Here is a 25,597-nt window from a genome sequence, read left to right on the forward strand (position 1 = left end):
CACAACGCTAGAGGTCGTTGCGCCGACCTCGCATTCCATTATCCGCCGTTCGGCTCCATGAAGTCGGCCGCGAGGCCACATAATTTTCCAGCCCCGGCCTCGGCGCGCCATCGTCGGCGGTGTAGTCGATGTCCCTGAAGTACTGCGGGTATTTGCCGCGCACATCGGCGAACGCCTCGTGCGCGAGGAATCTCGCCGAATCCGGTCCGGGCGACTCCGGTGATCGTGCAGGTGAAACCGGTGTCGTCGAGCACCGGGCCGATCCGTCGTATTGCGGTGTGTACTGCATGATCAGCGCGCCGACCGATGCGAACGTCTCGGGGCACGCCAGCGCGCCGAACTCCTGCCACCGCTGTGCGTCGGCGGTTGCGACCAGCTCGTCGACCGCTCGAACCAGCGCGGGGTCGATGCCGGCCGGATTGCCCTTGTCGTCCGCGGCGTCCGGTGCGTTGAACACCACGGCCGAATTCATCCAGAATGAGTGCTCGACGTCGGTCCGTGATGCGGGATGGGCGGGTAGTGCTGCTTCGCATTGCCGTGCGCGACAGCGGCGACCAGCCGTTCGGCGTCGGCGACGGTGATCGCGTCCGCGGCCAGCCATTCGTCGAGCAGTAGGCCGAGACCGCGGCGCCAGAGTTTCGCACCGAGATAGTGCAGTTCGGGCAGTCCGTAGCCGTCGGAGGAGTAGCACAGCGATCGGAACGGCGCGAGCTCGAGCGTCTCGGCCAGCACAGCCGAAGAGCGATGTCCCACATAGGGAATCGCCAGTCCGACGTCCATCAGCACATGTGGATACGCATGCGCGAGATACGCGGCGTTGCGGTGGAAGGGCCAGCAGTGCAAGAGCACGACGGTGAGCCCGGTATCCGCGGTCGAACGCAGGAAATCTGTGAGCAACAGGGGATCGGCGCGTGTCGAGCGCAGGTCGGTGTCGCCGAATCCGGTGTGGAACTGTAGCGGGAGACCCAGCTCGGCGCCGAGGCGCGCGCCGAGTCCGATAAGGCGGCCCAGTGTCTGCGGATCGGTGAGGCGTTGTTCGGAGGTGACCGTAGTCGGGTCCGTGTGCACGAGTGGAAAATCCAAGCCGCACCGGTAGGCGACTATCGTCTTGAAGCCGACAGCCCGTCGGGCTCGCTCGCGCAGTGCGGCTTCAATATGATCGAATAGTGTTGCGGGCGTGCCGATCTCGGCAATGACCTGTTCGGCGACCTGTTCGAGGCGCACAACCTCGCCGACCTCTCCCGCGGCGAGCTCGGCAAAGGCCGCCAGGTCATCGGACCCGAAACCGGTGTCGAGGAACCATCGAGTCGTGCCGGCCGCACGCAATAAGCGCGCCGAGACCTCGCGCCAGCCCAGTTCGGCGCGACGGGTCAGATAGTCGTCCGGTTCGGCGTGCGGCGGCAGGTCGAGCACGGGCGCACACCAGCGCCGCACCGCGAGTCCGATCGATGACTCGAACGTTCCGCGCTGCCCTTCGCCCAGCAACTCCTCGAAGTGCGGCAGGTCCAGGTCATCGGTGACTACGCCGTGGCAATGGTGGTCGGTGAGCGGGACACCGTCGGTGAGCATCGCTAGAACCGCCAGCGTGTGAGCTCGACCAGGTCTGCCGCGGAGGTGTCGCGATAGCGCTTGGCCTCGGCACGGCGCACGGTGAGCAGCGCGTCGTGCAATTCGGGTCCCATGGCCTCGGCGAGCACGGCCGAGTCCGCAAGTCGATCCGCGGCCTCCGACGGCGCGGTCGGCAGTCGGCGCACACCGGAGATCATCAATGCTTCGGCATCGAATGTCGCTGGGTCGCCGGTGATTTCGGCGGGCAGTCGGAGTTCGTCAGCGATGCCGGCGAGGCCGGCGGCGATGACCGAGCCGACGATCAAGTAGGGGTTTCCGGTCGCGTCGAAGCATTTGACCTCGGCGTTGGCCGCCCACGGTTCGGTGCCACGCACCCCGGTGACATAGCGCAGCGCCGCCTCCCGTGTTTCGCGGCCCCAGCATTGCCACACCCCGGCCCACCGGGACGGTTCCAGACGCAGGAAGCTCGCCGGATTACCCGCGCCGACGGCGACCAGGGCGGGTAGTTCACGCAGCACACCGGCCAGGAACGATTCGCCGGCGTCGCGCATACCGTACGGGCCATGGCCGCCGACGAACAGCGAACCATCCTCGTCGTGTGCCGAAAGGTGGAGGTGGGCACCGGAACCCGCGCCGCCCGGTTCGATACAGGGCGCGAGCAGTGCGCGCCAACCGTGTTGCAGGCTGACCTGCCGGATGGTGTGCCGGACCAGCACCGCGTCGTCGGCGGCCGCGACCGGATCCTTCGCCGCGACCGATAATTCCAATTGTGACAGCGCATATTCGGGATGGAACTGCTCGACCATGACCCCTTGCCGCTGCAGCGCGCTGACCAGGTCTCTTGCGTAGTCGGCGACCTGGCCGAACCGAATGATGCCGTAGGCGGGGCCGGTCACGGCGGGAGTGAAACCGTGGCCGTCGGGATCGTCCCGTCCGACCGACCACTCGGTTTCGAAGGCCATCGACATCCGCATACCCACCCGTTGCGCCGCCTCGGTCTGCCGCGCCGCAAAGGCACGCTGGCAGGCGGTGAACCGCATTCCATCCTGGGTGAACTTATCGACAGGCGCCCAGGCCCAGCCGGTCTGGCAGGCAAGCTCGGTGAGCCTCGACAAATCCGGAACCAGACGCAGATCGCCGTCCGGGCCGCCGAGATACCGCCCGACGGCCATCAGATCGTCGAACGCGAACGTCTCGAAGCATGGCGACACCCCGACGCCATAACGCGCCGCATGCGCGAGCTGGGATTTCGGCACCGTCTTGACTCGGGTGATACCGGCGTTGTCCACGAACGACAGCACGACCATATCGGCACCCAGCCTGCTGATGACGGCCTCCGCGTCGTCGTCGGCGGGTATGCGTTCCGGCATGGTTGGCATGACCCGCAACGATAGTCGGCGACGGCCGCGGTCGGCGCAGACTCGGCGGCAGCGTGTTCGATATCGGGCAGCTCGGGTGCGCTACCGCGGCGGGAGCGCCGCCTCGATCCGTTCCTGTGTCGGTATCGAAGAACTCGCGCCGAGTGTGGTCGTTGCCAGCGCACCGGCAGTGCTCGCCCATGCCAATGCGGCCTCGGGGCCACGGTGCCAGGCCGCGGCGAGAGCACCGGTGAAGGTGTCGCCCGCACCGGTGGTGTCGATCGCCTCGACTCGGGGGCTGGACTGTGACAGCTCCCTGCCGTTGGGTCCGCGGTAAGTGGCGCCGTCCGCGCCGTGGGTGATCACCAGATGCGCGACGGGCTCGAGATCGGAGCCGAGGTGTCTGGCCTCGCCCGAATTCACCACCGCCACATCGACATGTGCCCACAGGTCGGCCATCAGATGTTGTGCCGGAGAAGGATTCAGCACCACAACGGTCCTGTTCGCGCTGGCATGCATGACCGCGGCTGCCACGGTGTCTACCGGAATCTCCAACTGGCACAGCAGAATATCGGCGGCCGCGATCACGGCCAGATCCGCGTCGGTGAGTGCCGTCATGGCGGCATTGGCCCCGCCGACCACGATGATGCTGTTCTCGCCGCCCGCATCGACCACGATCGCGGCGATTCCGCTCGGACCGGTGACGGTGCGCAATCGCCCGGTGCCGACGCCCGAATCGTTCAGCACGCCCCGCAGCGCCCCGGCGAAGACATCGTCACCGACCGCGCCGAGGAATTCGACAGCCCCGCCTGCTCGCTGAGCCGCGATCGCCTGATTGGCGCCCTTCCCGCCGGGCACCATGGCGAACCCGGTGCCGAGCACGGTCTCCCCAGGAGCGGGGCGCTGCTCGGTGGTGGTGACGAGGTCCATATTGATGCTGCCAAGCACGGCGATTGCGGGCTTGCTCGGGTCGGCGGTCATACGCGCGACGGTAGTCCCAGCCCGCGCAGCTACGTGTCACATAGGGGTGCGGCGTGTGCCTCGGCACCGGCGACCCGGCCGGTGTGAGGTCCCCAGTGGGTTCAACGTGGTGGGCACGGCGTTGCCGTTCGCGCGCTACCCCGGCTTTGTATCGCCCTCTAACAAGTGGCAGCGCAGCTGTACCGGGGCCTCGAGTGGGTGAAACCGGTGCAAAACCGGGTGCGTAGGCTGTACCCATGACGTCAGGTACGACGACCGAGCAGGATACTCGCGAAGTGGTGCACGAGGCCGCGCGCAAGGCTCGCGTCGCCTCCCGTGCGCTGGCTCGTCTGACCACTGCGCAGAAGGATGCCGCGCTGCATGCCGCGGCCGATGCGCTGCTCGCCACCACAGACCGGGTGCTCGACGCCAATCTCGAAGATCTGCTGGTCGCGAAGTCGTCGGGCGTGGAGGAGTCGCTGCTGGACCGGCTGCGGCTGACCAAGGCCAGGATCGACGGCATTGCCTCCGGGCTGCGGCAGGTCGCCGGGCTGCCGGATCCGATCGGGACAGTGGTGCGTGGTTCGACGCTGCCCAACGGGCTGGAGATCCGCCAGGTGCGGGTGCCGCTCGGCGTGGTCGGCATGGTGTACGAGGCGCGGCCGAATGTCACCGTCGACGCGTTCGGGCTGGCGCTGAAGTCCGGCAATGCCGTGCTGCTGCGCGGCTCGTCCTCGGCGGCGCATTCGAACAGCGCCCTTGTCGCCGTGCTGCGGGAAGCGCTTGCCACGCAAGGCATTCCGGAAGACGCCGTGCAGCTGCTGCCCAGCGCCGACCGCTCCAGCGTGACGCACCTTATCCAGGCGCGAGGCCTGGTCGACGTGGTGATCCCGCGCGGCGGCGCCGGTCTGATCAATGCCGTGGTCCGCGACGCGACGGTGCCGACCATCGAGACCGGCACCGGCAACTGCCACGTCTACGTGCACGCCGCCGCCGACCTGGAGATGGCCGAGAACATCCTGATCAACGGCAAGACCCGCCGCCCGAGCGTGTGCAACGCCATCGAGACGGTGCTCATCGATGACGCGATCGCCACCACCGCGGTGCCACGCCTGATCGAGGCGCTGGAACGGCACGGCGTCACCGTCCACGGTGACCTGCCCGGTCTGGTGCCCGCCAACGAGAAGGACTGGGGCGAGGAGTACCTGACCCTCGACATCGCGCTGAAGGTGGTCGACGACCTGGACGCGGCCGTCGAGCACATCAACACCTGGGGCACCGGCCACACCGAAGCCATCGTCACCGGCGAGGTCGCCGCGGCCCGCGAGTTCACCAGCCGAGTCGACGCCGCCGCGGTCATGGTGAACGCGTCCACCGCGTTCACCGACGGCGAGCAGTTCGGCTTCGGCGCGGAGATCGGCATCTCCACCCAGAAGCTGCATGCCCGCGGCCCGATGGCGTTGCCGGAACTGACCTCCACCAAGTGGATCGTGTGGGGCGACGGCCAGATCCGGCCGGTTTAGAGCTCTGGTAGATAAGGAGTGCGGCGGCTCGTTCCGCGCACCCGAGGAAGGACAACCCGTGGCGGAAGTACCGCAGCAGCCGATTTTCACGTCGGTCGACGATGTGATCGAACGGCTCGCGACCACCGGCTACTTGGCCGACAAGGCCACCGCCACTTCGGTTTTCCTGGCCGACCGGCTCGGCAAGCCGCTGTTGATCGAGGGTCCGGCCGGTGTCGGAAAGACCGAGCTGGCCAGGGCGGTCGCGCAGACCGCAGGCGCCGAATTGGTGCGCCTGCAGTGCTATGAGGGTGTCGACGAGGCCCGCGCACTGTACGAGTGGAACCACGCCAAGCAGATTTTGCGCATCCAGGCCTCCAGCGAAAACGACTGGGAAGAAACGAAAGCCGACGTCTTCACCGAGGAGTTCCTGCTCACCCGGCCACTGCTGACCGCGATCCGGCGCACCGAACCTACGGTGCTGCTGATCGACGAGACCGACAAGGCCGACGTCGAGATCGAGGGTCTGCTGCTCGAGGTGCTCAGTGATTTCGCGGTCACCGTCCCGGAATTGGGGACCATTACCGCCGAGCGCAAACCGTTCGTGGTGCTGACTTCCAACGCCACCCGCGAACTGTCCGAGGCACTCAAGCGTCGCTGCCTCTACCTGCACCTGGACTTCCCGGACGAAGAGCTGGAGCGCCGCATCCTGGCCAGCCGGGTGCCGGAGCTGTCCGCCGCGGTCGCTGCCCAGCTGGTGCGAATCGTGCACGTGCTGCGCGATATGCAGCTCAAGAAGCTGCCCTCGGTCGCCGAATCGATCGACTGGGGTCGCACGCTGCTCGCGCTCGGGCTGACCGACTTGGACGACAAGACCGTGCGCGCCACGCTCGGCGTCGTGCTCAAGCATCAGGCCGACCACCAGCGTGCGGTCGCCGAGCTGAAGCTGGCCTGAGCCATGTCTACGGGATCGATCCCTGCGGACGCCGCGCTGATGAGTGCGCCGCACGGATTACCCGGGCACCTGGTCGGATTCGTCGAAGCGCTGCGGACGCGCGGTATTCCGGTGGGTCCGTCGGAGACCGTGGACGCGGGCCGGGTGGTGACCGTGCTCGACCTGATGGACCGTGACGTGCTGCGCGAGGGGCTGGCGTGTGCGTTGCTGCGCCGCACCACACATCGCACGACCTTCGACGGGCTGTTCGACCTGTGGTTTCCGATCGCGGTGGGTGAGCGCACCGCGGTAGGCGACGAGGTCGAGATTCCCACGACGGCCTCGGGCGAGGTAGACATCCAAGCCCTGCGGGAATTGCTCGCGGAACTGCTGGCCCAGGAATCGGCCGAGGCACAGCTGGAGGCGCTGGCCGCCCAGCTTGTCGAGCAGCTCGGTCAGTATCAGTCCGCGAGTGGGTCGTCGTTCTCGGCCTACAAGGCATTGAAAGACGTGCAGCCGCAAACCTTGCTTGCCAAGATCCTGGCCCGCTTGGCGGCCGGGCCGGACGCCAGCGCGTTCGACACCGAGATCACCAGGCGGGCCGCTCGCGGGCGCATCGACGGGTTCCGTGCGTCGGTGGAAGCGGAAACCCGGCGGCGGGTGGCCGAGCGGATCGGCCGCGAACGCGTCGCGAGCTACGCCGTCTCGCGGCAATCCGAGGACGTCGATTTCCTGCGCGCCTCGGAATCCGAGCTGATCGCGATGCGGCGCAGCACCCAAAGACTCGCGCGCATCCTCGCCTCTCGACTCGCGGTGCGGCGCAGACATTCCCGTCGCGGCGAGATAGATCTGCGCAAAACCCTGCGGAAGTCGATGTCGACCGGTGGCGTGCCCATCGACCTGGTGAATCGCAAGCCGCGGCCCGGCCGTCCGGAGCTGGTCCTGCTGTGCGACGTGTCCGGCTCGGTGGCCGGCTTCAGCAACTTCACCCTGCTGCTGGTCAACGCGCTGCGCGAACAATTCTCGCGAGTAAGGATTTTCGCGTTCGTCGACCAGACCGATGAGGTCACCCGATTCTTCGATCCGCGCACGCAGCTCGACACTGCGATGACCCGGATCTTCACCGAGGCGGCTGTCGTCGGCATGGACGGACACTCCGACTACGGCAACGCGCTGGCCGGATTCGTCAGAGACTTTCCCGATGCCGTCACTGCCCGCAGCTCACTGCTGATCCTCGGTGACGCACGCACCAATTACCGTGACCCCGAACTGGATACGTTGCGGTCGCTGGTGCGCACCGCCAAGCACGCGCACTGGCTCAATCCGGAGATGCGAACCAACTGGGGTTCCGGCGATTCCGCCGCCGACAAGTACCAGCAGGTGATCGAGATGCACGAATGTCGCTCCGCCAGCCAGCTGACCGCGGTGGTGTCTCGGCTGCTGCCGGTGTAAGGAGCCGACATGGATGAGACGAAACTGCTGGAGTATTGCCTGGCGAAACCCGGCGCCTGGCAGGACGAACCGTGGGAGGGCGATATCGTCGCCAAGGTCGGCGACAAGATCTTCGCGTTCCTGGGCTCGACCTCGGTCGGGCTCAAATGCGGCCGCAACCGGGAGGAAGCCGACGAGCTGATCCGGGTCTACCCGCAGGACGTAGCGGCCTCCGCCTACATCGGCAGGTACGGCTGGAACAGTGTCGAGCTCGGCGGCGCGGTTCCCGACGACGAGCTCACCGAACTCGTCGACCAGTCCTATGACGCCGTCGTGAGCAAGCTGCCGAAGTCGAAACGCCCCACCGCCTGAAGGTTGTCAAGCTTTCGTTAAGCCGACCATTGGCGGGTAGCAGCACTATCGGTCGCCATGGTGAACAGAACGCCGGGCTGCTCGCCTGCCTCACGGTGGCCGAGACCTGTGGTCCGCGGACTGAGCCGAATCGCCGACCCCGCCCTCGCCGTGGCGGCGATCGAATCCCGCTACGGCCGAGCGCTATCGATGACCTACCGTCCGCTGCGTCCGGCCGACACTCTGCTGGTCAACCGAGCTTTCGGTGAATTCCTCGACTGGGCGACACAAGGCTCGGTCGGTGGGCCGCGGCGGAGTGAGGTTGAGGTGGCGTGTGGGTGATATGAGACAGGTAGGGGAGGCGTGAGATGGACGCGACAGAGATCCGCAGCGCATTGGCGCTCAGTTGTTCGCTGCCGGACGGGCGCGGGCGAACGCAGCGATTGGAGATGCTCGCCGCGGCCGCTGAGGTAGGGCCGGACCGGGCCTTGGAGGGGGCGGTGCTGCTGGAGTTGGCCAAGGCGTACGCGCAAGGGGGCGAACGGGATCTGGCTCCGGTCGTCTACGCCAGATTGTTGCGGATCCACGATGACTTTCCTGCCGAACTCGGCGCCATCGCGCCGTCGGTGCACTGGTATCTGAAGTGGATGACGTCGGGATTGATCGGCAACCCCGCGGTGCCGCTTCCGACAACCTATCGGTGGCTCGATGAGCTCGAAAACCGTTATCGCCAGCACGGATACAGTGCCCGTCCGGTGCTCGCGCTGCGCTCGGATCTGGCTCGGGAACTGGGCGAGCACGAGCAGGCTGCGCGCCTGCTCGAGGCCGCGATGGTCGCGCCGCGCGACGGCATGTCCGACTGCGAAGCGTGCGAACGCAACGAATGGGGCGTCAATAGCGCCCGGGCCGGTGACGACGAGGCCGCACTCGCCCACTGGCGGCCGGTTCTCGACGGTGCGCGCAGCTGCGCGGAGCAGCCGCACCAGGTGCTCGCGCACGCATTGCTTCCGCTGGTGCGCACCGGCCGCACCGCGCAAGCGCGCAATGCGCACTTGACCGGGTATCCACTGGTCCGACACAGCCCCGATCTCCGGCACTCGGTCGCCGAACACATCGAGTTCTGTGCTCTCACCGGCAACGAAGCGCGCGGCCTCGACATCCTCACCGCGCACGCCGCGTGGCTGACCGATCGGGGCGCCGACGCCGCCGCCCGGCTGTCGTTCACGGCGGGAGTGTCGGTGCTGCTACGCAGACTCGAAGCCCTCGGCCTCGGTGATCTCGCCATCGGCGCCGGAACGGTGTACTCGGTGCGCGCAGACCTCGAGATCGAGATCGGTGAGCTGTCGGACCGCTTCGATGCCCGCAACGACAGCACCGTTGTCGGTGCCCGCGTCGCGACGCGACTGGCACAACAAACGTTGCTCGAACACCTTCCCCTGGGTCTGCTCAACACATTGCCGCGCCCAGCCCGCCCCGCCACCGCAGCAGCGCGGGTCACCGCTGCCACCGAACGGGAGGCCGAGGCACTGTGGCTGGCAGGTCTGGCCGCGGCCCGGCTCATCGACCGGCCTGCGGTCGCCGAACGGCATCTGCGGCGGGCACTGTCGATCGGCGCGACCGTATTGCCTGCCGAGCACCTGGCGCGGCTGAGTTCGCAGCTCGTCATGGTGTTGTCCGGGCAGCCGGGGCGCGAATCCGAATTGGCCGATGCGGCCCTCGACGCCGTCGCGCGATGGGAGGGGATTTCCGACGCAGACGCCGTGCATCTCACCTTCGTCGCGGCGCGTGCCTTCCACCGGGCCGGACGGCACGGCGAGGCCGCCGCATTGTTCGAGCAGCCGATTGCCGCGGGAAAGGCGCCCTACCCGGCCGCCGAGATGGCCGTGCTGCGCAGGCAGTATGCCGAATCACTGCGCAGGCTCGGCCGATTCCGCGCTGCGGCACGGCAATTCGTCGAAGCCGCACGTTTGGTTCAAGACGACCCCGAACGCATCGAGCTACAGGCCGACCTTGCCTGGGCGGCGGCCACCGCGCTGGAAAACTGCGACGAAGACGACCAGGCGCTGGTGGCCTATCTGCGTGCCGCTCAGCTCTGGGGCGCGCTCGGCCGAGTGGGTTCGCGGGCCAGGTGCCTGCGCTCGGCCGCCTGGGTGCAGGTATGGAGCCGAAGCGCGGAATCCGACGAGCGACCCTGGCTGGCGACGATGGGTGGGTTGCTCGCCGAACTGGAACAGCTCGCAGGCACCGCGCCGTCGGCCGAGGTGACCAACGAACTCGCGCACACCCACAGCCAGTTGGCGGATATGCGGCGCGAAGTCGACGACACGGGTGCACCGGACTCCTGACGTCCATTACTCCTTGATTAGGGGAATCTGTGCACATCGGCACGCACGTCCTCAGCGGCGAGCTGGTCGTCATCGTGTACGCGCAGGGCGCCGCGCATCCGAACAACTTCTACGGGACCCACGTGACGAACGTGGACACTGGTCAACCGATCACGCTGACCACCCTGTTCACCGACACACGCACGGGTTTGGAGGCACTGTCGGCGCAGGCCGCGCTGCTGGTGCCGAAGGCACGGGCCGGCGCGGACTACCGCAAGGAAGCCATCGCCCCCGAGGAGCGGAACTACGAGAACTGGCTGGCCACTCCAGAGGGCATGCGGATCGTGCTCGGCGAAATCAGGCCGCACGCGTTGGGCAAGATCGAGATCACGGTGCCGTGGTCCGAGCTGGACAGTGTGCTGAAGCCGGGCATGCGGGCGGTCGTCGGCTCCTGATCGCTGCTGCGACATGCGGGCAGTCGTCCACCGACGATCCGGCCGCGAATCACTAGGCTGTACCGGGCATCGTCTGGGAGGGTTCCGCGAATGAAGAAGACCGTCGCCGCCATCGTGGCCGCAGCGCTGGCCGCCGTGCTCACTGCGTGTGGATCCACCGATCAGGCCGCCCCGGCCACCACGGTGTCCGCCACGTCCGCCGCTGCTGGGTCGCCCGCGCCCGACACGACCTGGGGGTTCACCGCGACCACGGTGCGCTTGGAGGGCGTGGGATACAGCGTCGATCTGCCGCAGGTCGCCGGTGGGAAAGAGGACGCGCGAACCGAATTCGACAATGGGATGCACGCCGAGGCTGACAAGTTCATCCGGGACGCGGGCCCGGACATCAAGGTCACCGGGTTCCGCAGCGAGGTCGCCCGAATCGGCCGTCATGTGCTCAGCGGCGTGCTGGGGATCGAGGTCGACACCGGCGGCGCTCATCCGGCCACCTACAAGGCCACCCACGTGACCAATGTCGACACCGCGACGGCGCTCACCCTGCCCGATCTGTTCACCGACCTGCAGCAGGGACTGAACGTGCTCTCTATACAGGCGGCGGAACTGCTGCCGAAGACGCGGGTCGGCACGAATTTCTACTTCAAGGAAGATCTCGAGCCGAGGGTGCAGAACTATGAGCGCTGGGTCGCGACCCCGGCGGGTATGCGCATCTATCTCGGCGAGATCGCGTCGCACGCGATGGGCTACATCGACATCACCGTGCCGTGGTCGGCGCTCGACGGTGTGCTGAAGCCAGGTCTGCGGGCAGTCGTCAGCAGTTGACAGCGGATCGGTGCGTCGCGCACCCGCTCGTGCAGCCGGTTCCGTGCACGCTCGACGACCTCGCACGCGGGTAACCCGTTAAGCTCGGCACTCATGCACGAGACAGGTCGGCGCCAACGCAAGCTAGGCGTGATGGGCGGCACATTCGACCCCATCCATCACGGTCACCTGGTCGCCGCCAGCGAGGTCGCGAATCGATTCGACCTCGATGAAGTGATCTTCGTCCCGACCGGACAGCCATGGCAGAAAGCAGACAAACAGGTCAGCCCGGCCGAGGATCGCTATCTGATGACAGTGATCGCGACCGCCTCCAACCCGCGATTCTCGGTCAGCAGGGCCGACATCGACCGGGGAAAAGTCACCTACACCGTCGACACCCTGCGTGAGATGCGCAGCAAGCATCCGGACGCCGAGCTGTACTTCATCACCGGAGCGGATGCTCTGTCCAACATCCTGACATGGCAGGATTGGTCCGAACTGTTCGAACTGGCGAAGTTTGTCGGGGTGAGTCGACCGGGGTATGAGCTGAATGCCGATCATCTCGCGGAGCATCTGCGCGACCTGCCGGTCGACGCGGTGACCATGATCGAAATCCCGGCCTTGGCGATCTCGTCGAGCGAATGTCGTCGCCGCGCGGCCGAGAATCGGCCGGTGTGGTACCTCGTCCCCGACGGGGTTGTGCAGTACATATCGAAGCGGCACCTTTACGTGACCGCAGGAGCGGAAGGTAGCTGAACGTGAGCAAGCACAGCGAGGTTGCGGCATGAGCGCATCTGTCGAATCGGTGGAGATGGCGCAGGTTGCCGCACGTGCGGCCGACGAGAAGCTGGCTTCCGACGTCGTCGTGCTCGACGTCTCCGAGCAGTTGGTGATCACCGACTGCTTCGTGATCGCCTCCGCGCCCAACGAGCGGCAGGTGAACGCCATCGTCGACAATATCGAGGAGAAGCTCCGCGAGGCCGGGCACAAGCCGGTCCGGCGCGAGGGCACCCGCGAGGGTCGCTGGGCGCTGCTCGACTACGTCGACGTGGTGGTGCACATCCAGCACAACGACGAGCGCAATTTCTATGCGCTGGAACGGCTCTGGAAGGACTGCCCGGTGGTTCCCGTGGCCGGCATCGGCGCGCCGCAGCAGCTGCCGGTCGCGAGCAATGGTGAATCCGTGAACGGCGAGCCTGTGCGCGGTGAAGCGGGGGACGACTCCGAGTGAGCAGACATGCCGGCGTCCGCACCCTGATCCTGTTGCGGCACGGGCAGACCGAATGGAACGCCACCGATCGGATGCAAGGCCAGATCGACACCGACCTGACCGAACTGGGCCGCCGCCAAGCGAAAGAGGCTGCCCGTGAGCTGGTCTCGCGCAACGCGATCGCGATCGTGTCCTCCGATCTGCGGCGTGCCTTCGACACCGCCTCTGCGCTGGCCGAACACACCACGGTGCCGGTCGTCAAGGATGCGCGGCTGCGCGAAACCGACCTCGGCGACTGGGAGGGCCTGACCCACCTCGACGTGGACGCCGACTACCCCGGTGCCCGCGTGGCCTGGCGATTGGACGCGACGTACACCCCGCCCGGCGGTGAGAGCAAACTCGAGGTCGGTGCGCGGTCACTTCCGGTGGTACAAGAATTGTTTGCCGACCGGCAGGATTGGCCGGGCCGGACTATCATCCTGGTGGCGCACGGCGGGCTGATCGCCGCCCTCACGGCCGCGCTGCTCGACCTGCCGCCGCGGAACTGGCCTGCCCTTGGGGGCTTGGCCAACACCAGCTGGGTGCAGCTGAGCAGCCACGGCCCGAGCATCGATCAACCCGGTTGGCGCCTGGATGTGTGGAACGCAGCGGCGAAGGTGGCCCCCGATGTCCTCTGAAGAACCGATTCGACAGGTTCCGGATGAACTGTTCCGGCGCATATCGGCCAAGCCCGAACGGGCTGTCCCCGATGCGCTGTTCGGACCCCCTCCGGTCAAGAAGCCTGTCGAGCCGGTCGAACCCGTAGCCGCCGCGGAGGCCGAGGCGAACGCCGCGGAGTCCGCGCGTGACGTAACCGAGATTGCGTCCACCGCAGCAGAATCCGCGTCCAGCGCCGGTGGTGCAGTCGAATCCGCATCCGGCGCTGCCGGTTCGGTGGCTGGTGCTGGTGAGTCCGTGTCCGGTGCTGCTGAGGCGGTAGCCCGTGCCGCGAAACCTGTGTCCGACGCTGTTGGGTCGGTGTCTGGTGCAGGTGAGTCCGCATCCGGTGCAGCCGAATCCGGGGGAGGTGCGGTCGCGCCCGCTGCCGGAGAACCTCCAGGAGCCACCGATTCCGTAACTCCCACGGCGGATTCGGTGGCTGCTGCCGTCGACCCTGCGACTTCTGGTGGAGAGTCTTCCTCTGCCACAATGAAATCCGCACCCAACCCGGTATCGGTGGCCGACGCGGTCAGGTCGGATGAGGGTGCAGGCGCGCCTACCGAAACCGCCGCGGCACCATTGAACGACGCGGGCTCGGCGGCCCCGGCTATCGACGCGGCGTCCGCGGTAGCGGGAACCGCCCCGTCCATTGCCGAGGTTTCGGATACCGAATCCGATACCACAGCAAGCGAATCCGGCAGTTCCGCCGCAGCCGTGCACACTGTGGCTGCCGGCGCGGCCTCCGATGCGGCTACTGGGCCTGGCTCGGCCGCGTTGGCCGAGGTGGACTCCGCCGTGGCGGTCGAGAAGTCATCTGTGGCTGCCGGCGCGGACTCGGCTGGAGCTGCCGGGGTCGACGCGCCGGCGGCTGCTGGTGCGGACTCGGCGGATGCAGATGCCGCTGTGACTTCCGGCACGGACTCGATCGTCGCGGCGAAGCAGTCTGCGGCGCGGCCGGTGTTGCTGGTGATCGCGGACTCGCTGTCCTACTTCGGCCCGAAGGGCGGGTTGCCTGCGGATCATCCGCAGATCTGGCCGAACCTTGTCGGCGCCGAACTCGATTGGGATGTCGAGCTGGTCGGACGGATCGGCTGGACCTGCCGGGATGCGTATTGGGCGCTGATCGGCGATCCTCGGGTGTGGGCCGCGGTCCCGCGTGCGGGTGCGGTGGTGTTCGCGGTCGGCGGGATGGACACGCTGCCGTCACCGCTGCCGACCGCGTTGCGTGAGTTGATCCGCTACGTGCGTCCGCCTGCCATTCGCCGCGCGGTGCGCGGCACCTACAACTGGCTGCAGCCGAAGCTATCGAAGCTCGGCCGTCCGGTGGCGCTGCCGCCGAGGGTGAGCGTCGATTACCTGGAGCAGTCGCGGGAAGCGCTGTCGCACTTGCGTCCCGACCTGCCGGTCGTCGCGGTGTTGCCGTCGGTGCACAACTGCGCTGCCTACGGTCGCGTGCACTCGGGCCGCGAGCGCGCGGTGCAGGCGCTGCGCCGATGGTCGGCCAAGACCTCGGTGCCGCTGGTCGATCTCGGCGAAGCGGTGCGCGACAACATCTTCTCCGGTGAGGCCAACCCCGACGGCATCCACTGGGGCTGGGCCGGACACACCGCGGTGGCCACTGCGATGGTGAAGACCTTGCAGGAGGTTCGGTAGTTGGCCGTTGTGGTCGTCACCGATTCCTCCGCCAGCCTCCCCGCCGAGCTCGTCGACGAGCTGGACATCGCCGTCGTACCGCTGCATGTCCTGGTGGGTGATCGCGCGATCCGTGAGGGCGTCGACCCCATCGATATCGACTACTCCTCAGACACCGTGACCACCTCGGCCGCCTCGCCCGGCGAACTGCGTGTGGTCTACGAGCAAGCGCTGGAGCGCAGCGGTGGTGACGGTGTTGTCGCGGTGCATATTTCGCGCCAGCTCTCGGGGACCTGGGAGGCGGGCAGGCAGGCGGTCCGCGATATGGACGCCGCCGACCGCGTGCGTCTGGTCGACTCGCTCGGCGCCGGCCTGGCCACCGGGCTGCCTGTGCTGGCGGCGGCCCGCCGAGCCCGCGGTGGCGCCGCACTGGACATCGTCTACGACACCGCCGTTGCCGCGTCGAGCCGCGCACGCACCTTCATCTTGGTGAACCGCACCGAACAGCTGCGCCGTGGCGGCCGATTGAGCAGCGCTGCCGCATTTTTCGGCAGCGAACTGGTCACCAAACCCTTGCTGCAGATCGTCGAGGGCCGTCTCGAGCTTCGCGAAAAGGTCCGCACTCGCTCCAAGGCCTATGCCAAACTCGTCGCGGCAGCAGTCGATGCGGCAGGCGACGACGGCGCCGCGGTAGCCGTCCAACATCTCGGCGCGGAAGAAGTGGCCAACACCGTTGCCACCCAACTCCGCGACCTCGTCCCCGGCATCCGTGAACTCATCATCGCCGAATTCGGCCCCGCCCTCGGTGTCCATCTCGGCCACGGAGCCGTCGGTGTCCTGGTTGTCCCCGGCGGCTGCGCCTGAATCACCCGCCCGTCGGCCCTCGGTGAGTAAACCAATCTGCTTGATCGCAAAGGGGTTCAGTGGAGGTGGGGTGGGTTAGGGTCGCGATATGACGAGCTCTGCGAAGCCGCCGACCCGTCCGCCGCTGACTGTGGAGTCGACGGACTGGGAGCATCAGGACGCGGTAATCCTTCGTGCGGAGATGGCTGCCGAAGTCGGCCCCCGGTATGCCTATCTGGCCGAGCAGTTGCGCGTCAATCCGCAAGCGGTCGATCCCGCGACGGTGCACCGGACATTCGTCGCCTATTCGGGCGAGCCGGTCGGGCATGCCGCGGTGCGATGGAATGCGGGCGACCTGGAGTTGAAGCGCATGTTCGTGCGCCCCGCCCACCGCGGCTCGGGCGTCGCCGCCCGCCTGCTCGCCGCCGCGGAAGCTGCCGCACGCGAACTCGGCCAACCTCGCCTGATCCTGCAAACCGGCCACCTCCAGCCCGAAGCGGTCCGCTTCTACGAACGCAGCGGCTACCACCGAATCCCCCTGTTCTCCCCCTACGAACCCCTCCCTCTCTCCAACTGCTTCGCCAAAACCCTGCCCTGACAGACCTCCGCCACGACGATCCATTGGCGAATGGGCCGTGACTGCGGCGAAGCGCGAGGATTGCCCGCCGTGGTGCCGTTCGATGCCGCGTGGCCAGAGGTCGGCGGCGCAGGAGTGGATGCGGAGGGAACTCGGTGGTAGGTCGGCGACACGCCGATGGTCGGTCCATGCTGTGCGGCTGGTGGGTTCGGTGTGCCATCTACGATTTCCGGGTGACCGGATCCGACCACCTCGACGCGTTCGAGCACCTCGACACCTCGACGCTGCCAGTGCGACAGCAGCAGATTCTCACCACGATTCGGGACTGCGTTGTCCGGCACGGGTATCCGCCCAACACACGGGAGATCGGCGATGCGGTGGGGCTGCGTTCCTCCTCGTCGGTGTCCAAGCATCTGAAAAGCCTGGAGGACAAGGGTTTCCTGCGCCGCAGCCAGATGATGTCGCGGCCGATCGATGTCCGGATGTTTCTTGCTGCTGCCGCGCCGCGGGAGTCGTCGGACGACTCGGTGGCCGTGCCGGTTGTCGGTGACATCGCCGCGGGCAGTCCCATCCTCGCCGAGGAGCACACCGACGACATGATGACGCTGCCGCGCGAACTCGTCGGCCGCGGTGCGGTTTTCGGTCTGCGAGTGCGCGGTGACTCGATGATCGACGCCGCAATCTGCGACGGTGACATCGTGGTGATCCGGAAACAGCATGAAGCCCACTCGGGTGAGATCGTCGCCGCGATGATCGACGGCGAGGCGACCGTCAAGGTGTATCGCCGCCGCAACGGCCACGTGTATCTGGAGCCGCGCAACCCCGCCTACGCTGTGATCGACGGCGACGAGGCCGTGGTGCTCGGCAAGGTGGTCTCGGTGATGCGCCGGGTCTGACCCGGCGCCATGACCGGGAAAATTCCTTTGTTCGATGCTGCGACCAGCTGTAACGTCACTTCGGTTTGTCAACCGATCAACCGAAGGAGTCGATGCTCTCATGAAAGCCGTCACCGAACGCGACATCAGGTCGTCGTTCGTCAACTGTTCCAAAACCACCGCCAAGAAGCTGCCCGCACCTCGGGACCTGGACGATCGTCCATGGGATGACCTGGACTTCCTCGGCTGGGGCGATCCGTCGCTGCCCGGACGCGGCTACCTCGTCGTCCCGCAGGAAGATGATCGCCTCATCGGTGTCGCACTGCGCTACGAAACCGGTGGGTTCGGCCGAGCTCAGATGTGTGCGATCTGCATGACCACGCACACCAGCAAGGGTGTCTCGTTGATGACCGCGCACAAGGCGGGCGAGTCCGGCCGCCGCGGCAACTCGGTCGGCACCTATATGTGCACTGACCTCGCGTGTTCGTTGTATGCGCGCGGCAAGAGAACGCCCGCACTCGGTAATCGGTACCGCGAAGACCTCATTTCCGTGGAAACCAAGGTCGAACGGGTCCGGGACAACATGAACGCCTTCATCGCGAGGCTCTACACCTAACCGCAATCCGACCCCGATCCATCAGGCAGCACGTGCTGCCGACCCGAAACGGAGGTAGATGCCATGCGCCGACACTCAGCGGCCATGCCACCGGCGCACCCCGAGTTCAGCGACACCGCAACCGAACTCGGGGTGTACAGGGTTCCTCTCCGGTTGAGACGGCCCGGACGATGACCGGACCACCCCATCCGGAGGGGAACCCCTCGAATCACCGGCCTCGGTATCCGTCGCCGGCACCCCTGCCGACGTGGACTTCGCTCCGGTTCGAATTCCCTGACGTCGAGCAAGTTGCATTTATTGCAATGGAGGCGCAATGACTTCACGCGGTGACTTGTCGGGGCGCAGCCCGCGCCAGGAGGGGTGTCGGAGTCGGCCGTCGCCGGTCCATTCGGCGAAGACGACTTCGCCGACGAGTTCGGGCTCCACCCAGACCGCATCTTTGACATCGGCCGCCACGGTGGCCGTTTTGCGTTGCAGGGGTAGAAGTCTCGTCTGCAGTGCATCGAGCATCGTGTCGGTGAAACCGGTACCGACACCTCCGGCGTAGACCAGCTTTCCGGTGGCGTCGTGAACTCCCATCAGCAGCGAGCCGATACCTCCTGCGCGGCGACCGGTGCCCGGTCGCCACCCGACGATCACGATTTCTTGATCGTGAACATTCTTGACCTTCGTCCATAATTCGCTGCGTCGTCCAGAGAGGTAGGGGCTGTCGAGGCGTTTGCAGACGATGCCTTCCAGTCCGCGGCGCTTCGATTCGGCGAGCTCGTCGGCACCGGCGCCGGGCAGGCGGGGTGGGACCTGCCAGTGCGGGCCGTCGAGGCCGAGCTGTTCCAGCAGCTGCCTGCGCTGCTGGTAGGGCAGGCCGATCAGCGATCGATCACCGATGTGCAGTAGGTCGAAGATCAGGTACGTGACCGGGACGGCCTTGGCGAGCGCGTGGATCTTTGCGGGATTGCGCTGGTGCATCCGAGGTTGCAGGGCCTCGAACGAAGGTCTGCCGTCGGCCGTGAAGGCGACGATTTCGCCATCGACGACGAATCGAGGGGCTGCGGGAGCGATGTCTGCGATCTCGGGCCAGGCTGCGGTGATGTTCTTGTCGTTGCGCGACATCAGTCGCAGGTCGTCCTCGATGTAGCCGATGGCGCGAATGCCGTCGAATTTGGCTTCGTAGGCCCAGCCCTGTTCGTCGCTGGGGAGGACACCCGCCATCGCCAGCATCGCCGCGTAGTGCGGCAGTCGTGTCACACTCGCCTCGCCGACATCGGCCGGTCCCTTCGTGAACTCGAACGCTGTGCTGGCAACCCTCTGAATAGTACCGACCGGTCTGTCTTCGTCGGTTTCGTTCGCGGCGCGGTTGTCCACAGCCCCGCGGTTATCAACAGACCCATCGAATCCGCTGTTCAGCGCGGATCCCAGGAATTCGAATCGCAATACCGTCACCGCCATGTCACGACACGACGAACGCCGGCGAGTCCGCCAGCGCCTCAGCGAACTGACGAGCCGGGTCGGCGCGAGCAGGACAGCCGGGTTCGGGATTCGCGGCGCGGTCGAGCCCACACCGTCATCGAGGGACGGCAGTCATACGCGATTGTCGGCGACAGAGATCGCCGCAGCGGCGAGCGAGGGCGAGCTGGTCGGAGAAAACGACCCGGCAGAAGGTCGTGGGCGGCCAAGGGGTATCGCGCTGCCCGTAGCCCATGGGCGATCGGAAGGCGGCGAGCGGGCACGGGAGACACAGTCCCCAGGTGGAGTGCAGCTATCGAGAAAGGCGCAGCGGGTGGGGCAGATCGGGCGGGTAGAGGGTGTGCGCGGCGGCGGGCGATGGGATGACGACCGGTTGCCGGCGAGAGAAATGGAGTCGGATGGGTCGGACGGTGAGCCCGGTGGCGAACACGACCTGGCAGGCGGGGACGGTGAGGTCCGCGTGCCAGGGTGGCTGGCGGAGGCAGGGAGTCGCTCGATGTGGCGGGACCGGATTGTGCCAGAGCGGTTTCGGGGTGCGCGGTTCGATCCGGGCTGGCGGGGTGTGGTGACTTTGGCCTTGGTCGGGCTGGCGGCGGTGCTCGCGGCGACGGTGGTGGTGTTGCGGGAACGGCCTGTCGCGCAGCCCGTTCCACCGATGCCCGCGGTACGCACGACGACCGGTGTTCGCGCCTCGGCACAGCTGACCTCGGCGCCGATTGTGGCTACGCCAGCCGGTGCAGCGGCGGTCTTGCCCGACGGCCCCGAGGGCGTCACCGGCGTCGAACTGGTCGTCAGTGTTGTCGGTCTGGTGCACAACGGCGGCCTGTTGCGGATACCGAACGGATCTCGAGTGGCTGACGCCATCACGGCGGCGGGCGGTGTGAAAGAAGGCGCCGATCTCAGCGGGCTCAACCTGGCCCAGCGCTTGCAGGACGGCGATCAGGTGCTGGTCGGCGCCATCGGCCCAAGTCCTGGGCCGATGCAATTGGGCAGCACCACCATCAGCGCCGGCCGCACCGCTACCCGCCCGGCGCCGCATGTGGGTTCCGCATCGTCATCGTCCACCGCCGCCCGCATAGATCTCAACATCGCGACCGAGTCCGACCTCGACGCGTTGCCCGGCGTCGGGCCGGTGACCGCCCGCGCAATTATCGCCTGGCGCACCAAGAATGGCCGCTTCACCGATATCGAACAGCTCGGCGAAATAGACGGCATCGGACCCGCTCGACTTGCCCGCCTGCGCGGGTTGGTGAAGGTATGAGGCTCGAGGGGAGCGAGCCGGTCGGTCGAGCACGGGGATTATGCAGACCCAGGACTACAGACCGGCAGTGTCCGCCGGTTTCACAACGCGGCGAGAGGCCCTCCGCGGCGGCGCATGAGAGGTGCATGTCCGATGAGTAGCGGGCCTGGGGTAGACCGTCGACCAGGCGACAGCGACAACCGGGACGAAGATCGGGATGACGAGCCGCAGGTGCTCGATGCGAGGCTGCTGCCTGCGACGCTGTGTTGTTGGGGTGCAACGATTGTGGCGGTCACCGGTGGGTGGGTGGTTGGGCTTGTGGTCGCGGCGGGGTTGTCGGTGCTGGCGATCGGGTTGTGGGTGTTGTTGCTGTGGGCGGTTGCGCACCGCAGTGAACGTTGGCGGGTCGTCGCGGTGGTCGCGCTCGCGGCGGTGTTGCTCGGGATGGGGTTCGCGATTGCGGGGGCGTGGCGGGAGCATCGGGTGGCCACGCATCCGTTGCGGACAGCGATCGGTGCGTCGGTGCGGGTTGTGGCGACACCGATCGATGATCCGAAACCGGTGCGCATCAATTCGTTCGCGGGCGAGCGGCGGTGGACGTTGCGCGCGGAGCTGCGCGAGTACCGGCAGGGTGAGGTGACCGTGCGGACCGGTGGTGTGGTGGTGATTCTGGCTTCGGGTGTGGAGTGGGCGCAGCTATTGCCCGGCGGGCCGGTCGAATTCCGCGCGCGAATAGATCAGCCGTGGCATCAGGATCTTTCGGTTGTCACGTTGCGGGCACTCGGTCGGCCGGTCGTGGTCGGAAGGCTGCCGTGGTGGCAACGCGTGGCCGCCGCGGTGCGTACGGATTTCGCTGCCTCTGCGTCTCGTGCCCTACCTGCGGATCCAGCCGGACTGCTGCCCGCACTCGTCGTGGGGGATACTTCGGCATTGCCTGAGGACGTGCGGGAAGAGTTCAAAATAGCTGGGCTGCAACATCTGTGCGTCGTCAGCGGCGCGAACTTCACTATTCTGCTCTCGGTAGTGCTGCTCGTAGTGCGTGCCCTCACCCTCGGTCCACGTCTTGCCGCGACGGTCGCAGCGGCGGCGTTGCTCATGTTCATTGTGCTGGCGCGGCCGGATCCCAGTGTGTTGCGGGCCGGTGCGATGGGCGCGATCACCTTGTTGGCACTGGTCACCGGTCGCAGGAAGCAGGCGTTGCCCGCGTTGTGCGCGGCGGTTCTCGGACTGCTTGCGATATGGCCCGAGCTGGCCGTGCGGGCCGGTTTCGCGCTGTCCGTTGTCGCCACGGCCGGCTTGATACTCCTCGCGCCCAGCTGGGCCGATTGGCTGCGCGCCCGCGGTTGGTGGCGGATGCCTGCCGAAATCGTCGCCGTGTCGGCAGGCGCGTTCGTGGTGACCACTCCGCTCATGGTCGCGCTGACCGGACAGCTCAGTCTTGTGGCAGTTCTCGCGAATGTTCTTGTCGCACCTGTTGTCGCGCCGATCACGGTGATCGGCGCAACCGGTGCTGTGTTGTCGTGTATCTGGCAACTGCCCGCCGAATTGGTTCTGCGCTGTGCGGGACCACCGATGTGGTGGCTGCTGACGATTGCCGAACACGCGGCAGGAATACCCGGCGCGACGATCGACCTTCCCGGTGGCTTGTTCGGCGGCTCGATCACCGCCGCAGTCGTTGCGGTATTCGTGTGGTCCCTACGGTCGGCCATCGTGCGCCGACTCGCGGCCGCAATATTTCTCGGGATAGCGGCCGTCTTGTTTCCCCTCCGGATCTGGCACCCATGGTGGCCACCATCCGGCTGGGTACTTGCCGCCTGCGATGTCGGACAGGGAGACGGGCTAGTCCTGTCGATCGGCGATGGTGCCGCGATAGTGATCGACGTCGGCCCGGAACCCCGTGCCATCCGCACCTGCCTCGATCGCCTCCATATCACCCGAATCCCCCTGCTTGTCCTGACCCACCCGCACGCCGACCACATCGGTGGCCTCACCGGCGCACTCGAAGGACGCTCGGTCGCAGCACTGGCCGTCGGCCCCGGCGAACTCCCCGCAGTACCCGGTTCGCGTCACATCGCGGCCAGCGTCAACGGCGGCACGGGTGATGACACCGATAGTTCAGCGCCTGCGGCCAACTCGCACGTCACCCCCGGTGACCTGTGCGGCTCGATCAGCGACCCGCGTGCCGCGACCGATGGCCCGCGCGCCTCGCCTAGTGAACGGTGTGCCTCGATCGGCGACCAGTGCGGCATGACGGAGGGCTGCCCACACGCCACAGTCGGCGACCCATGCAGCGCGACCGACGATCCGCCTCCGAGAACCGCCGGCTCATGCGCCATGACCGGTGATCCGAGTGCGACGACGAGTGGGCCGCGTGCCTCGTCTGGCGATCCGCACGGTTCGACCAGTAAGCCGCGGGCTCCGACCAGCCACGCGCGTGCCGCAACCAATGGGCCGGTCCAGGTCGCAACCGCTGCCGCGCGGGCAGGTGTTCCTGTTGTGGAACTGTCGGCGGGATACGTAATGAGCTTCGGCGCAGTCGAATTGATGGTTCTCGCGCCGACAGCATCTCTGCGAGCGTCAGCGGGCACCGCGGCAGCCGACGACGCCAACGACCGGTCGGTCGTCATCGCCGCCACCACGCCCGCGGGCCGGATCCTGCTGACCGGCGACATCGAGGCTCCCGCCCAACACCGCCTATTGAACTCCGGAGCCCCGGTCCAGGCCGACATCCTCAAGGTCCCACATCACGGATCACGAACCACCGCAGCGGAATTCTTGGCCGCCGTCCACCCTCGCCTCGCGATAGTCAGCGTCGGCGCGGACAACACCTTCGGTCACCCGCATCCCGGCTTACTCGCTGACTTGGCACGCGCCGGCAGCGGCGTGATCCGCACAGACCAGTTGGGCGACGTCGTGATCACCGGTGCAGGATCGAAAATGCAAGTGGTGACATTGCGCTGAATTGTGGCTCGGTTCTCTCCGCCATGGTGGTCGGCAGCCCTCAGCGAATCCAATCGCACTCGGAGACGTTGTCCGGAGATCTTTCTGGGCCTTCATCCAGTGCGTTTACGCACTGGATGAAGGCCCAGGATGGACTACTTTCGACCCACCTCTGCGGGCTTCTCAGGCGGTGGCCTCAGATGCACCAGACGACACTGCCGAGAGGGAAGCACAGTGCGATTGAGCCACCGGTGGTTGGAGTGGCCGAGGTCGACGTGGGCTCAGCGGATGGAATCGTGCTGGCCGAAGCGGCGGGAGCTGCGATCACACCCAGCGACAAAGCCATGGCGGTCGCGGCGAGGATTTTTACGGTTCTGGTAGCCATTTTGCTTCCTTTGGTTTGGATAAACTTCTTACTTCAATAACTCATCACCCTCCTCAGTGTGGCCCCGGCAGTCGACGAATGCCAGACTGCGTCAAGAAATACCGCTGACCTCTTTTATCCCCTATAGTCTGGCCGAAGGTGATCACCTGGGTTCGGTGTATGATCGTTGCGCACTGGAGACCGAAGCTTATTCGGAATGTTGCCGAGCAAACTGAAAAGAAACACTTTCTTCATCCTTTGCTCGCACCTCGCGATAGTCGGCGTCGGTGTGGACTACGCCTTCGGTCACCCGCGTCCCGGCCTACTCGCCGCTCGGCGCCGTCGGCAGCGGCGTCATCCGCACCGATCAGTCGGCGACATTGTGATCATCGGTGCAGGATCGAAAGTGCGAGTGGTGACATTGCAATCGGTCAGATCTCCTTAGTAACGAGGAGGCGGCTCGGCATGCGGGAGCAACGAAGAAAGCTCAGCATGTGGGAGCAACGAGGAGGTAGCTCGGCATGCCGGAGCAACGTGAATGCGGCTCAGCATGCGGGGCTGAGCATTCGGGTATCACAACCGCAGACCACAGCCGAAACGATAGCTGGACCAGCAAAAACGGCGAAGTTGTGCGCCGAAGTGCATATGCGGAGATGATCGCATCAGCCCCGCCTCTGCGGGCTTCTCAGGCGGTGGCCTCAGATGCACCAGACGACACTGCCGAGGGGGAAGCACAGCGCGATTGATCCATCCGTGGGTGTGGCCGAGGTCGACGTGGGCTCAGCGGATGGAACCGTGCCGGCTGATGCCGCGGGAGCGGCGATGACACCCAGGGACAAGGCCATGGCGGTTGCGGCGAATATTTTGATGGTTTTGGTAGACATTTTGCGTCCTTCGGTGTGGATATATTTCCGACTGTAATAACTCATCACCCCTCTTCAGTCTTCACCCAGCCGATGACGAATGCCAGCCGGGGAAAGAGATACCGTTGACCTCTTTTATCCCCCGAAAACCGGCCGAAGGTGACTACCTGAGTCCGGCCTTGATCGTTGCGCATTGGATACCGAAACTTGCTCATAATGTTTCTGAGCAAAACTGAAAAGAAACACGGTCGGCTCGGCTGGCGTCTACCCGCGTCTCGCGATAGCCGACAATCGCTGGACCGGCCACTACACCAAAGTTGCGAGCTGGCGTGCTGACAATCTGACGGACAGCTTGGATCAGAGGCATGTGTGACAAACGTCGGGGGGTTGATCGGGTGTTGCTCGTCTGGGCCCGGGCTGCTCTCTTTTGCCGTCGGTGTCGGCAGCTCTGGCCGGGACAGCGCGCAGCGTGGTCATGGCAAAAGCTGTCGGTGGCGGACCGTAGGATCGGGCCCGTGAGCGAGCGCGGCGAGCCAATCAGGGACATGGCGCCTTCGGGTGCGCTGGAGCCGAGTGCCGGCGAGGTGCGGTC

24 protein-coding genes are annotated in these 25,597 nt (G+C 66.5%); 19 read left to right on the forward strand and 5 right to left on the reverse strand.

What is annotated here, in order from left to right; translation table 11 throughout:
- Nucleotides 1-7: 7 nt before the first annotated feature.
- From OHQ90_RS13495 to OHQ90_RS13510, 4 genes are all read right to left on the reverse strand, one after another.
- Nucleotides 8-472 (reverse strand): hypothetical protein, encoded by a 465-nt coding sequence (locus OHQ90_RS13495; protein WP_328410526.1) that lies wholly within the window; start codon nucleotides 470-472, stop codon nucleotides 8-10.
- Nucleotides 469-1,569, reverse strand: a complete 1,101-nt coding sequence (locus OHQ90_RS13500) for an amidohydrolase family protein (RefSeq protein ID WP_328410528.1) — start codon at nucleotides 1,567-1,569, stop codon at nucleotides 469-471. The genes OHQ90_RS13495 and OHQ90_RS13500 overlap by 4 nt, the downstream gene beginning before the upstream one ends.
- A 2-nt stretch (nucleotides 1,570-1,571) precedes the next feature.
- Nucleotides 1,572-2,948, reverse strand: a complete 1,377-nt coding sequence (locus tag OHQ90_RS13505) for a glutamine synthetase family protein (protein WP_328410529.1) — start codon at nucleotides 2,946-2,948, stop codon at nucleotides 1,572-1,574.
- A gap of 81 nt (nucleotides 2,949-3,029) precedes the next feature.
- Nucleotides 3,030-3,908: a ribokinase gene (locus OHQ90_RS13510; protein ID WP_328410530.1), complete on the reverse strand. Its 879-nt coding sequence runs from the start codon at nucleotides 3,906-3,908 to the stop codon at nucleotides 3,030-3,032.
- Between the two features lie 236 nt (nucleotides 3,909-4,144).
- On the opposite strand from OHQ90_RS13510, the gene OHQ90_RS13515 reads away from it, so the two are divergent.
- From OHQ90_RS13515 to OHQ90_RS13590, 16 genes are all read left to right on the forward strand, one after another.
- Complete coding sequence (locus OHQ90_RS13515; protein WP_328410531.1) at nucleotides 4,145-5,410, forward strand: glutamate-5-semialdehyde dehydrogenase; 1,266 nt, start codon at nucleotides 4,145-4,147, stop codon at nucleotides 5,408-5,410.
- A 58-nt stretch (nucleotides 5,411-5,468) separates the two neighbouring features.
- Nucleotides 5,469-6,344 carry an AAA family ATPase gene (locus OHQ90_RS13520; protein ID WP_328410533.1) on the forward strand — a complete coding sequence of 292 codons (876 nt, stop codon included), beginning with the start codon at nucleotides 5,469-5,471 and terminating at the stop codon, nucleotides 6,342-6,344.
- A gap of 3 nt (nucleotides 6,345-6,347) precedes the next feature.
- Complete coding sequence (locus tag OHQ90_RS13525) at nucleotides 6,348-7,775, forward strand: vWA domain-containing protein (RefSeq protein ID WP_328410535.1); 1,428 nt, start codon at nucleotides 6,348-6,350, stop codon at nucleotides 7,773-7,775.
- A gap of 9 nt (nucleotides 7,776-7,784) precedes the next feature.
- Nucleotides 7,785-8,126, forward strand: coding sequence for an MmcQ/YjbR family DNA-binding protein (locus OHQ90_RS13530; protein WP_328410537.1), 342 nt, complete (start codon nucleotides 7,785-7,787; stop codon nucleotides 8,124-8,126).
- Nucleotides 8,127-8,183: 57 nt separating this feature from the next.
- Nucleotides 8,184-8,447 carry a hypothetical protein gene (locus OHQ90_RS13535; protein ID WP_328410539.1) on the forward strand — a complete coding sequence of 88 codons (264 nt, stop codon included), beginning with the start codon at nucleotides 8,184-8,186 and terminating at the stop codon, nucleotides 8,445-8,447.
- Between the two features lie 26 nt (nucleotides 8,448-8,473).
- The gene (locus OHQ90_RS13540) at nucleotides 8,474-10,450 is read left to right on the forward strand and encodes a hypothetical protein (protein WP_328410540.1); all 1,977 of its coding nucleotides are present in this window, start codon (nucleotides 8,474-8,476) and stop codon (nucleotides 10,448-10,450) included.
- A 29-nt stretch (nucleotides 10,451-10,479) separates the two neighbouring features.
- The gene (locus OHQ90_RS13545; protein WP_328410542.1) at nucleotides 10,480-10,884 is read left to right on the forward strand and encodes an RsiV family protein; all 405 of its coding nucleotides are present in this window, start codon (nucleotides 10,480-10,482) and stop codon (nucleotides 10,882-10,884) included.
- 90 nt (nucleotides 10,885-10,974) lie between these two features.
- The gene (locus tag OHQ90_RS13550; protein WP_328410544.1) at nucleotides 10,975-11,703 is read left to right on the forward strand and encodes an RsiV family protein; all 729 of its coding nucleotides are present in this window, start codon (nucleotides 10,975-10,977) and stop codon (nucleotides 11,701-11,703) included.
- Nucleotides 11,704-11,796: 93 nt separating this feature from the next.
- Nucleotides 11,797-12,438: a nicotinate-nucleotide adenylyltransferase gene (gene nadD, locus OHQ90_RS13555; RefSeq protein ID WP_328410546.1), complete on the forward strand. Its 642-nt coding sequence runs from the start codon at nucleotides 11,797-11,799 to the stop codon at nucleotides 12,436-12,438.
- A gap of 28 nt (nucleotides 12,439-12,466) precedes the next feature.
- On the forward strand, nucleotides 12,467-12,913 hold the full coding sequence (gene rsfS / locus OHQ90_RS13560; RefSeq protein ID WP_328410548.1) for a ribosome silencing factor: 447 nt from the start codon (nucleotides 12,467-12,469) through the stop codon (nucleotides 12,911-12,913).
- Nucleotides 12,910-13,569 carry a histidine phosphatase family protein gene (locus OHQ90_RS13565; protein ID WP_328410550.1) on the forward strand — a complete coding sequence of 220 codons (660 nt, stop codon included), beginning with the start codon at nucleotides 12,910-12,912 and terminating at the stop codon, nucleotides 13,567-13,569. The genes rsfS and OHQ90_RS13565 overlap by 4 nt, the downstream gene beginning before the upstream one ends.
- Nucleotides 13,570-14,515: 946 nt before the next feature.
- A complete protein-coding gene (octT, locus tag OHQ90_RS13570; RefSeq protein ID WP_328412817.1) occupies nucleotides 14,516-15,244 on the forward strand; it encodes a diglucosylglycerate octanoyltransferase in 729 nt (242 codons plus the stop codon).
- Nucleotides 15,245-16,087 carry a DegV family protein gene (locus tag OHQ90_RS13575; RefSeq protein ID WP_328410552.1) on the forward strand — a complete coding sequence of 281 codons (843 nt, stop codon included), beginning with the start codon at nucleotides 15,245-15,247 and terminating at the stop codon, nucleotides 16,085-16,087.
- 88 nt (nucleotides 16,088-16,175) lie between these two features.
- Nucleotides 16,176-16,664: a GNAT family N-acetyltransferase gene (locus OHQ90_RS13580; protein WP_328410554.1), complete on the forward strand. Its 489-nt coding sequence runs from the start codon at nucleotides 16,176-16,178 to the stop codon at nucleotides 16,662-16,664.
- A gap of 167 nt (nucleotides 16,665-16,831) precedes the next feature.
- The gene (gene lexA / locus OHQ90_RS13585) at nucleotides 16,832-17,539 is read left to right on the forward strand and encodes a transcriptional repressor LexA (RefSeq protein ID WP_328410556.1); all 708 of its coding nucleotides are present in this window, start codon (nucleotides 16,832-16,834) and stop codon (nucleotides 17,537-17,539) included.
- Nucleotides 17,540-17,639: 100 nt separating this feature from the next.
- On the forward strand, nucleotides 17,640-18,134 hold the full coding sequence (locus OHQ90_RS13590) for an FBP domain-containing protein (RefSeq protein ID WP_328410558.1): 495 nt from the start codon (nucleotides 17,640-17,642) through the stop codon (nucleotides 18,132-18,134).
- Between the two features lie 294 nt (nucleotides 18,135-18,428).
- On the opposite strand, the gene ligD is transcribed toward OHQ90_RS13590, so the two are convergent.
- Nucleotides 18,429-19,379, reverse strand: coding sequence for a non-homologous end-joining DNA ligase (gene ligD, locus OHQ90_RS13595; RefSeq protein ID WP_328410560.1), 951 nt, complete (start codon nucleotides 19,377-19,379; stop codon nucleotides 18,429-18,431).
- A gap of 607 nt (nucleotides 19,380-19,986) precedes the next feature.
- On the opposite strand from ligD, the gene OHQ90_RS13600 reads away from it, so the two are divergent.
- The 3 genes from OHQ90_RS13600 (at nucleotide 19,987) to OHQ90_RS13610 (ending at nucleotide 24,203) form a co-directional block, all read left to right on the forward strand.
- Nucleotides 19,987-20,859 (forward strand): helix-hairpin-helix domain-containing protein, encoded by an 873-nt coding sequence (locus OHQ90_RS13600; protein WP_442941460.1) that lies wholly within the window; start codon nucleotides 19,987-19,989, stop codon nucleotides 20,857-20,859.
- A 132-nt stretch (nucleotides 20,860-20,991) separates the two neighbouring features.
- On the forward strand, nucleotides 20,992-23,799 hold the full coding sequence (locus tag OHQ90_RS13605) for a ComEC/Rec2 family competence protein (RefSeq protein WP_328410564.1): 2,808 nt from the start codon (nucleotides 20,992-20,994) through the stop codon (nucleotides 23,797-23,799).
- Between the two features lie 239 nt (nucleotides 23,800-24,038).
- Nucleotides 24,039-24,203 carry a hypothetical protein gene (locus tag OHQ90_RS13610; protein WP_328410566.1) on the forward strand — a complete coding sequence of 55 codons (165 nt, stop codon included), beginning with the start codon at nucleotides 24,039-24,041 and terminating at the stop codon, nucleotides 24,201-24,203.
- The last annotated feature ends 1,394 nt before the right edge of the window (nucleotides 24,204-25,597 follow it).

Origin of the sequence: Nocardia sp. NBC_00403 (assembly GCF_036046055.1) — a bacterium.
GTDB lineage: Bacteria > Actinomycetota > Actinomycetes > Mycobacteriales > Mycobacteriaceae > Nocardia.

Coding starts and splice junctions, on each gene's coding strand:
- OHQ90_RS13495 (WP_328410526.1), bottom strand. CDS start 472: ATGAATTCGGCCGTGGTGTTCAACGCACCGGACGCCGCGGACGACAAG.
- OHQ90_RS13500 (WP_328410528.1), bottom strand. CDS start 1,569: ATGCTCACCGACGGTGTCCCGCTCACCGACCACCATTGCCACGGCGTA.
- OHQ90_RS13505 (WP_328410529.1), bottom strand. CDS start 2,948: ATGCCAACCATGCCGGAACGCATACCCGCCGACGACGACGCGGAGGCC.
- OHQ90_RS13510 (WP_328410530.1), bottom strand. CDS start 3,908: ATGACCGCCGACCCGAGCAAGCCCGCAATCGCCGTGCTTGGCAGCATC.
- OHQ90_RS13515 (WP_328410531.1), top strand. CDS start 4,145: ATGACGTCAGGTACGACGACCGAGCAGGATACTCGCGAAGTGGTGCAC.
- OHQ90_RS13525 (WP_328410535.1), top strand. CDS start 6,348: ATGTCTACGGGATCGATCCCTGCGGACGCCGCGCTGATGAGTGCGCCG.
- OHQ90_RS13530 (WP_328410537.1), top strand. CDS start 7,785: ATGGATGAGACGAAACTGCTGGAGTATTGCCTGGCGAAACCCGGCGCC.
- OHQ90_RS13535 (WP_328410539.1), top strand. CDS start 8,184: ATGGTGAACAGAACGCCGGGCTGCTCGCCTGCCTCACGGTGGCCGAGA.
- OHQ90_RS13540 (WP_328410540.1), top strand. CDS start 8,474: ATGGACGCGACAGAGATCCGCAGCGCATTGGCGCTCAGTTGTTCGCTG.
- OHQ90_RS13550 (WP_328410544.1), top strand. CDS start 10,975: ATGAAGAAGACCGTCGCCGCCATCGTGGCCGCAGCGCTGGCCGCCGTG.
- nadD (WP_328410546.1), top strand. CDS start 11,797: ATGCACGAGACAGGTCGGCGCCAACGCAAGCTAGGCGTGATGGGCGGC.
- rsfS (WP_328410548.1), top strand. CDS start 12,467: ATGAGCGCATCTGTCGAATCGGTGGAGATGGCGCAGGTTGCCGCACGT.
- OHQ90_RS13580 (WP_328410554.1), top strand. CDS start 16,176: ATGACGAGCTCTGCGAAGCCGCCGACCCGTCCGCCGCTGACTGTGGAG.
- lexA (WP_328410556.1), top strand. CDS start 16,832: ATGCTGTGCGGCTGGTGGGTTCGGTGTGCCATCTACGATTTCCGGGTG.
- OHQ90_RS13590 (WP_328410558.1), top strand. CDS start 17,640: ATGAAAGCCGTCACCGAACGCGACATCAGGTCGTCGTTCGTCAACTGT.
- OHQ90_RS13600 (WP_442941460.1), top strand. CDS start 19,987: ATGGAGTCGGATGGGTCGGACGGTGAGCCCGGTGGCGAACACGACCTG.
- OHQ90_RS13605 (WP_328410564.1), top strand. CDS start 20,992: ATGAGTAGCGGGCCTGGGGTAGACCGTCGACCAGGCGACAGCGACAAC.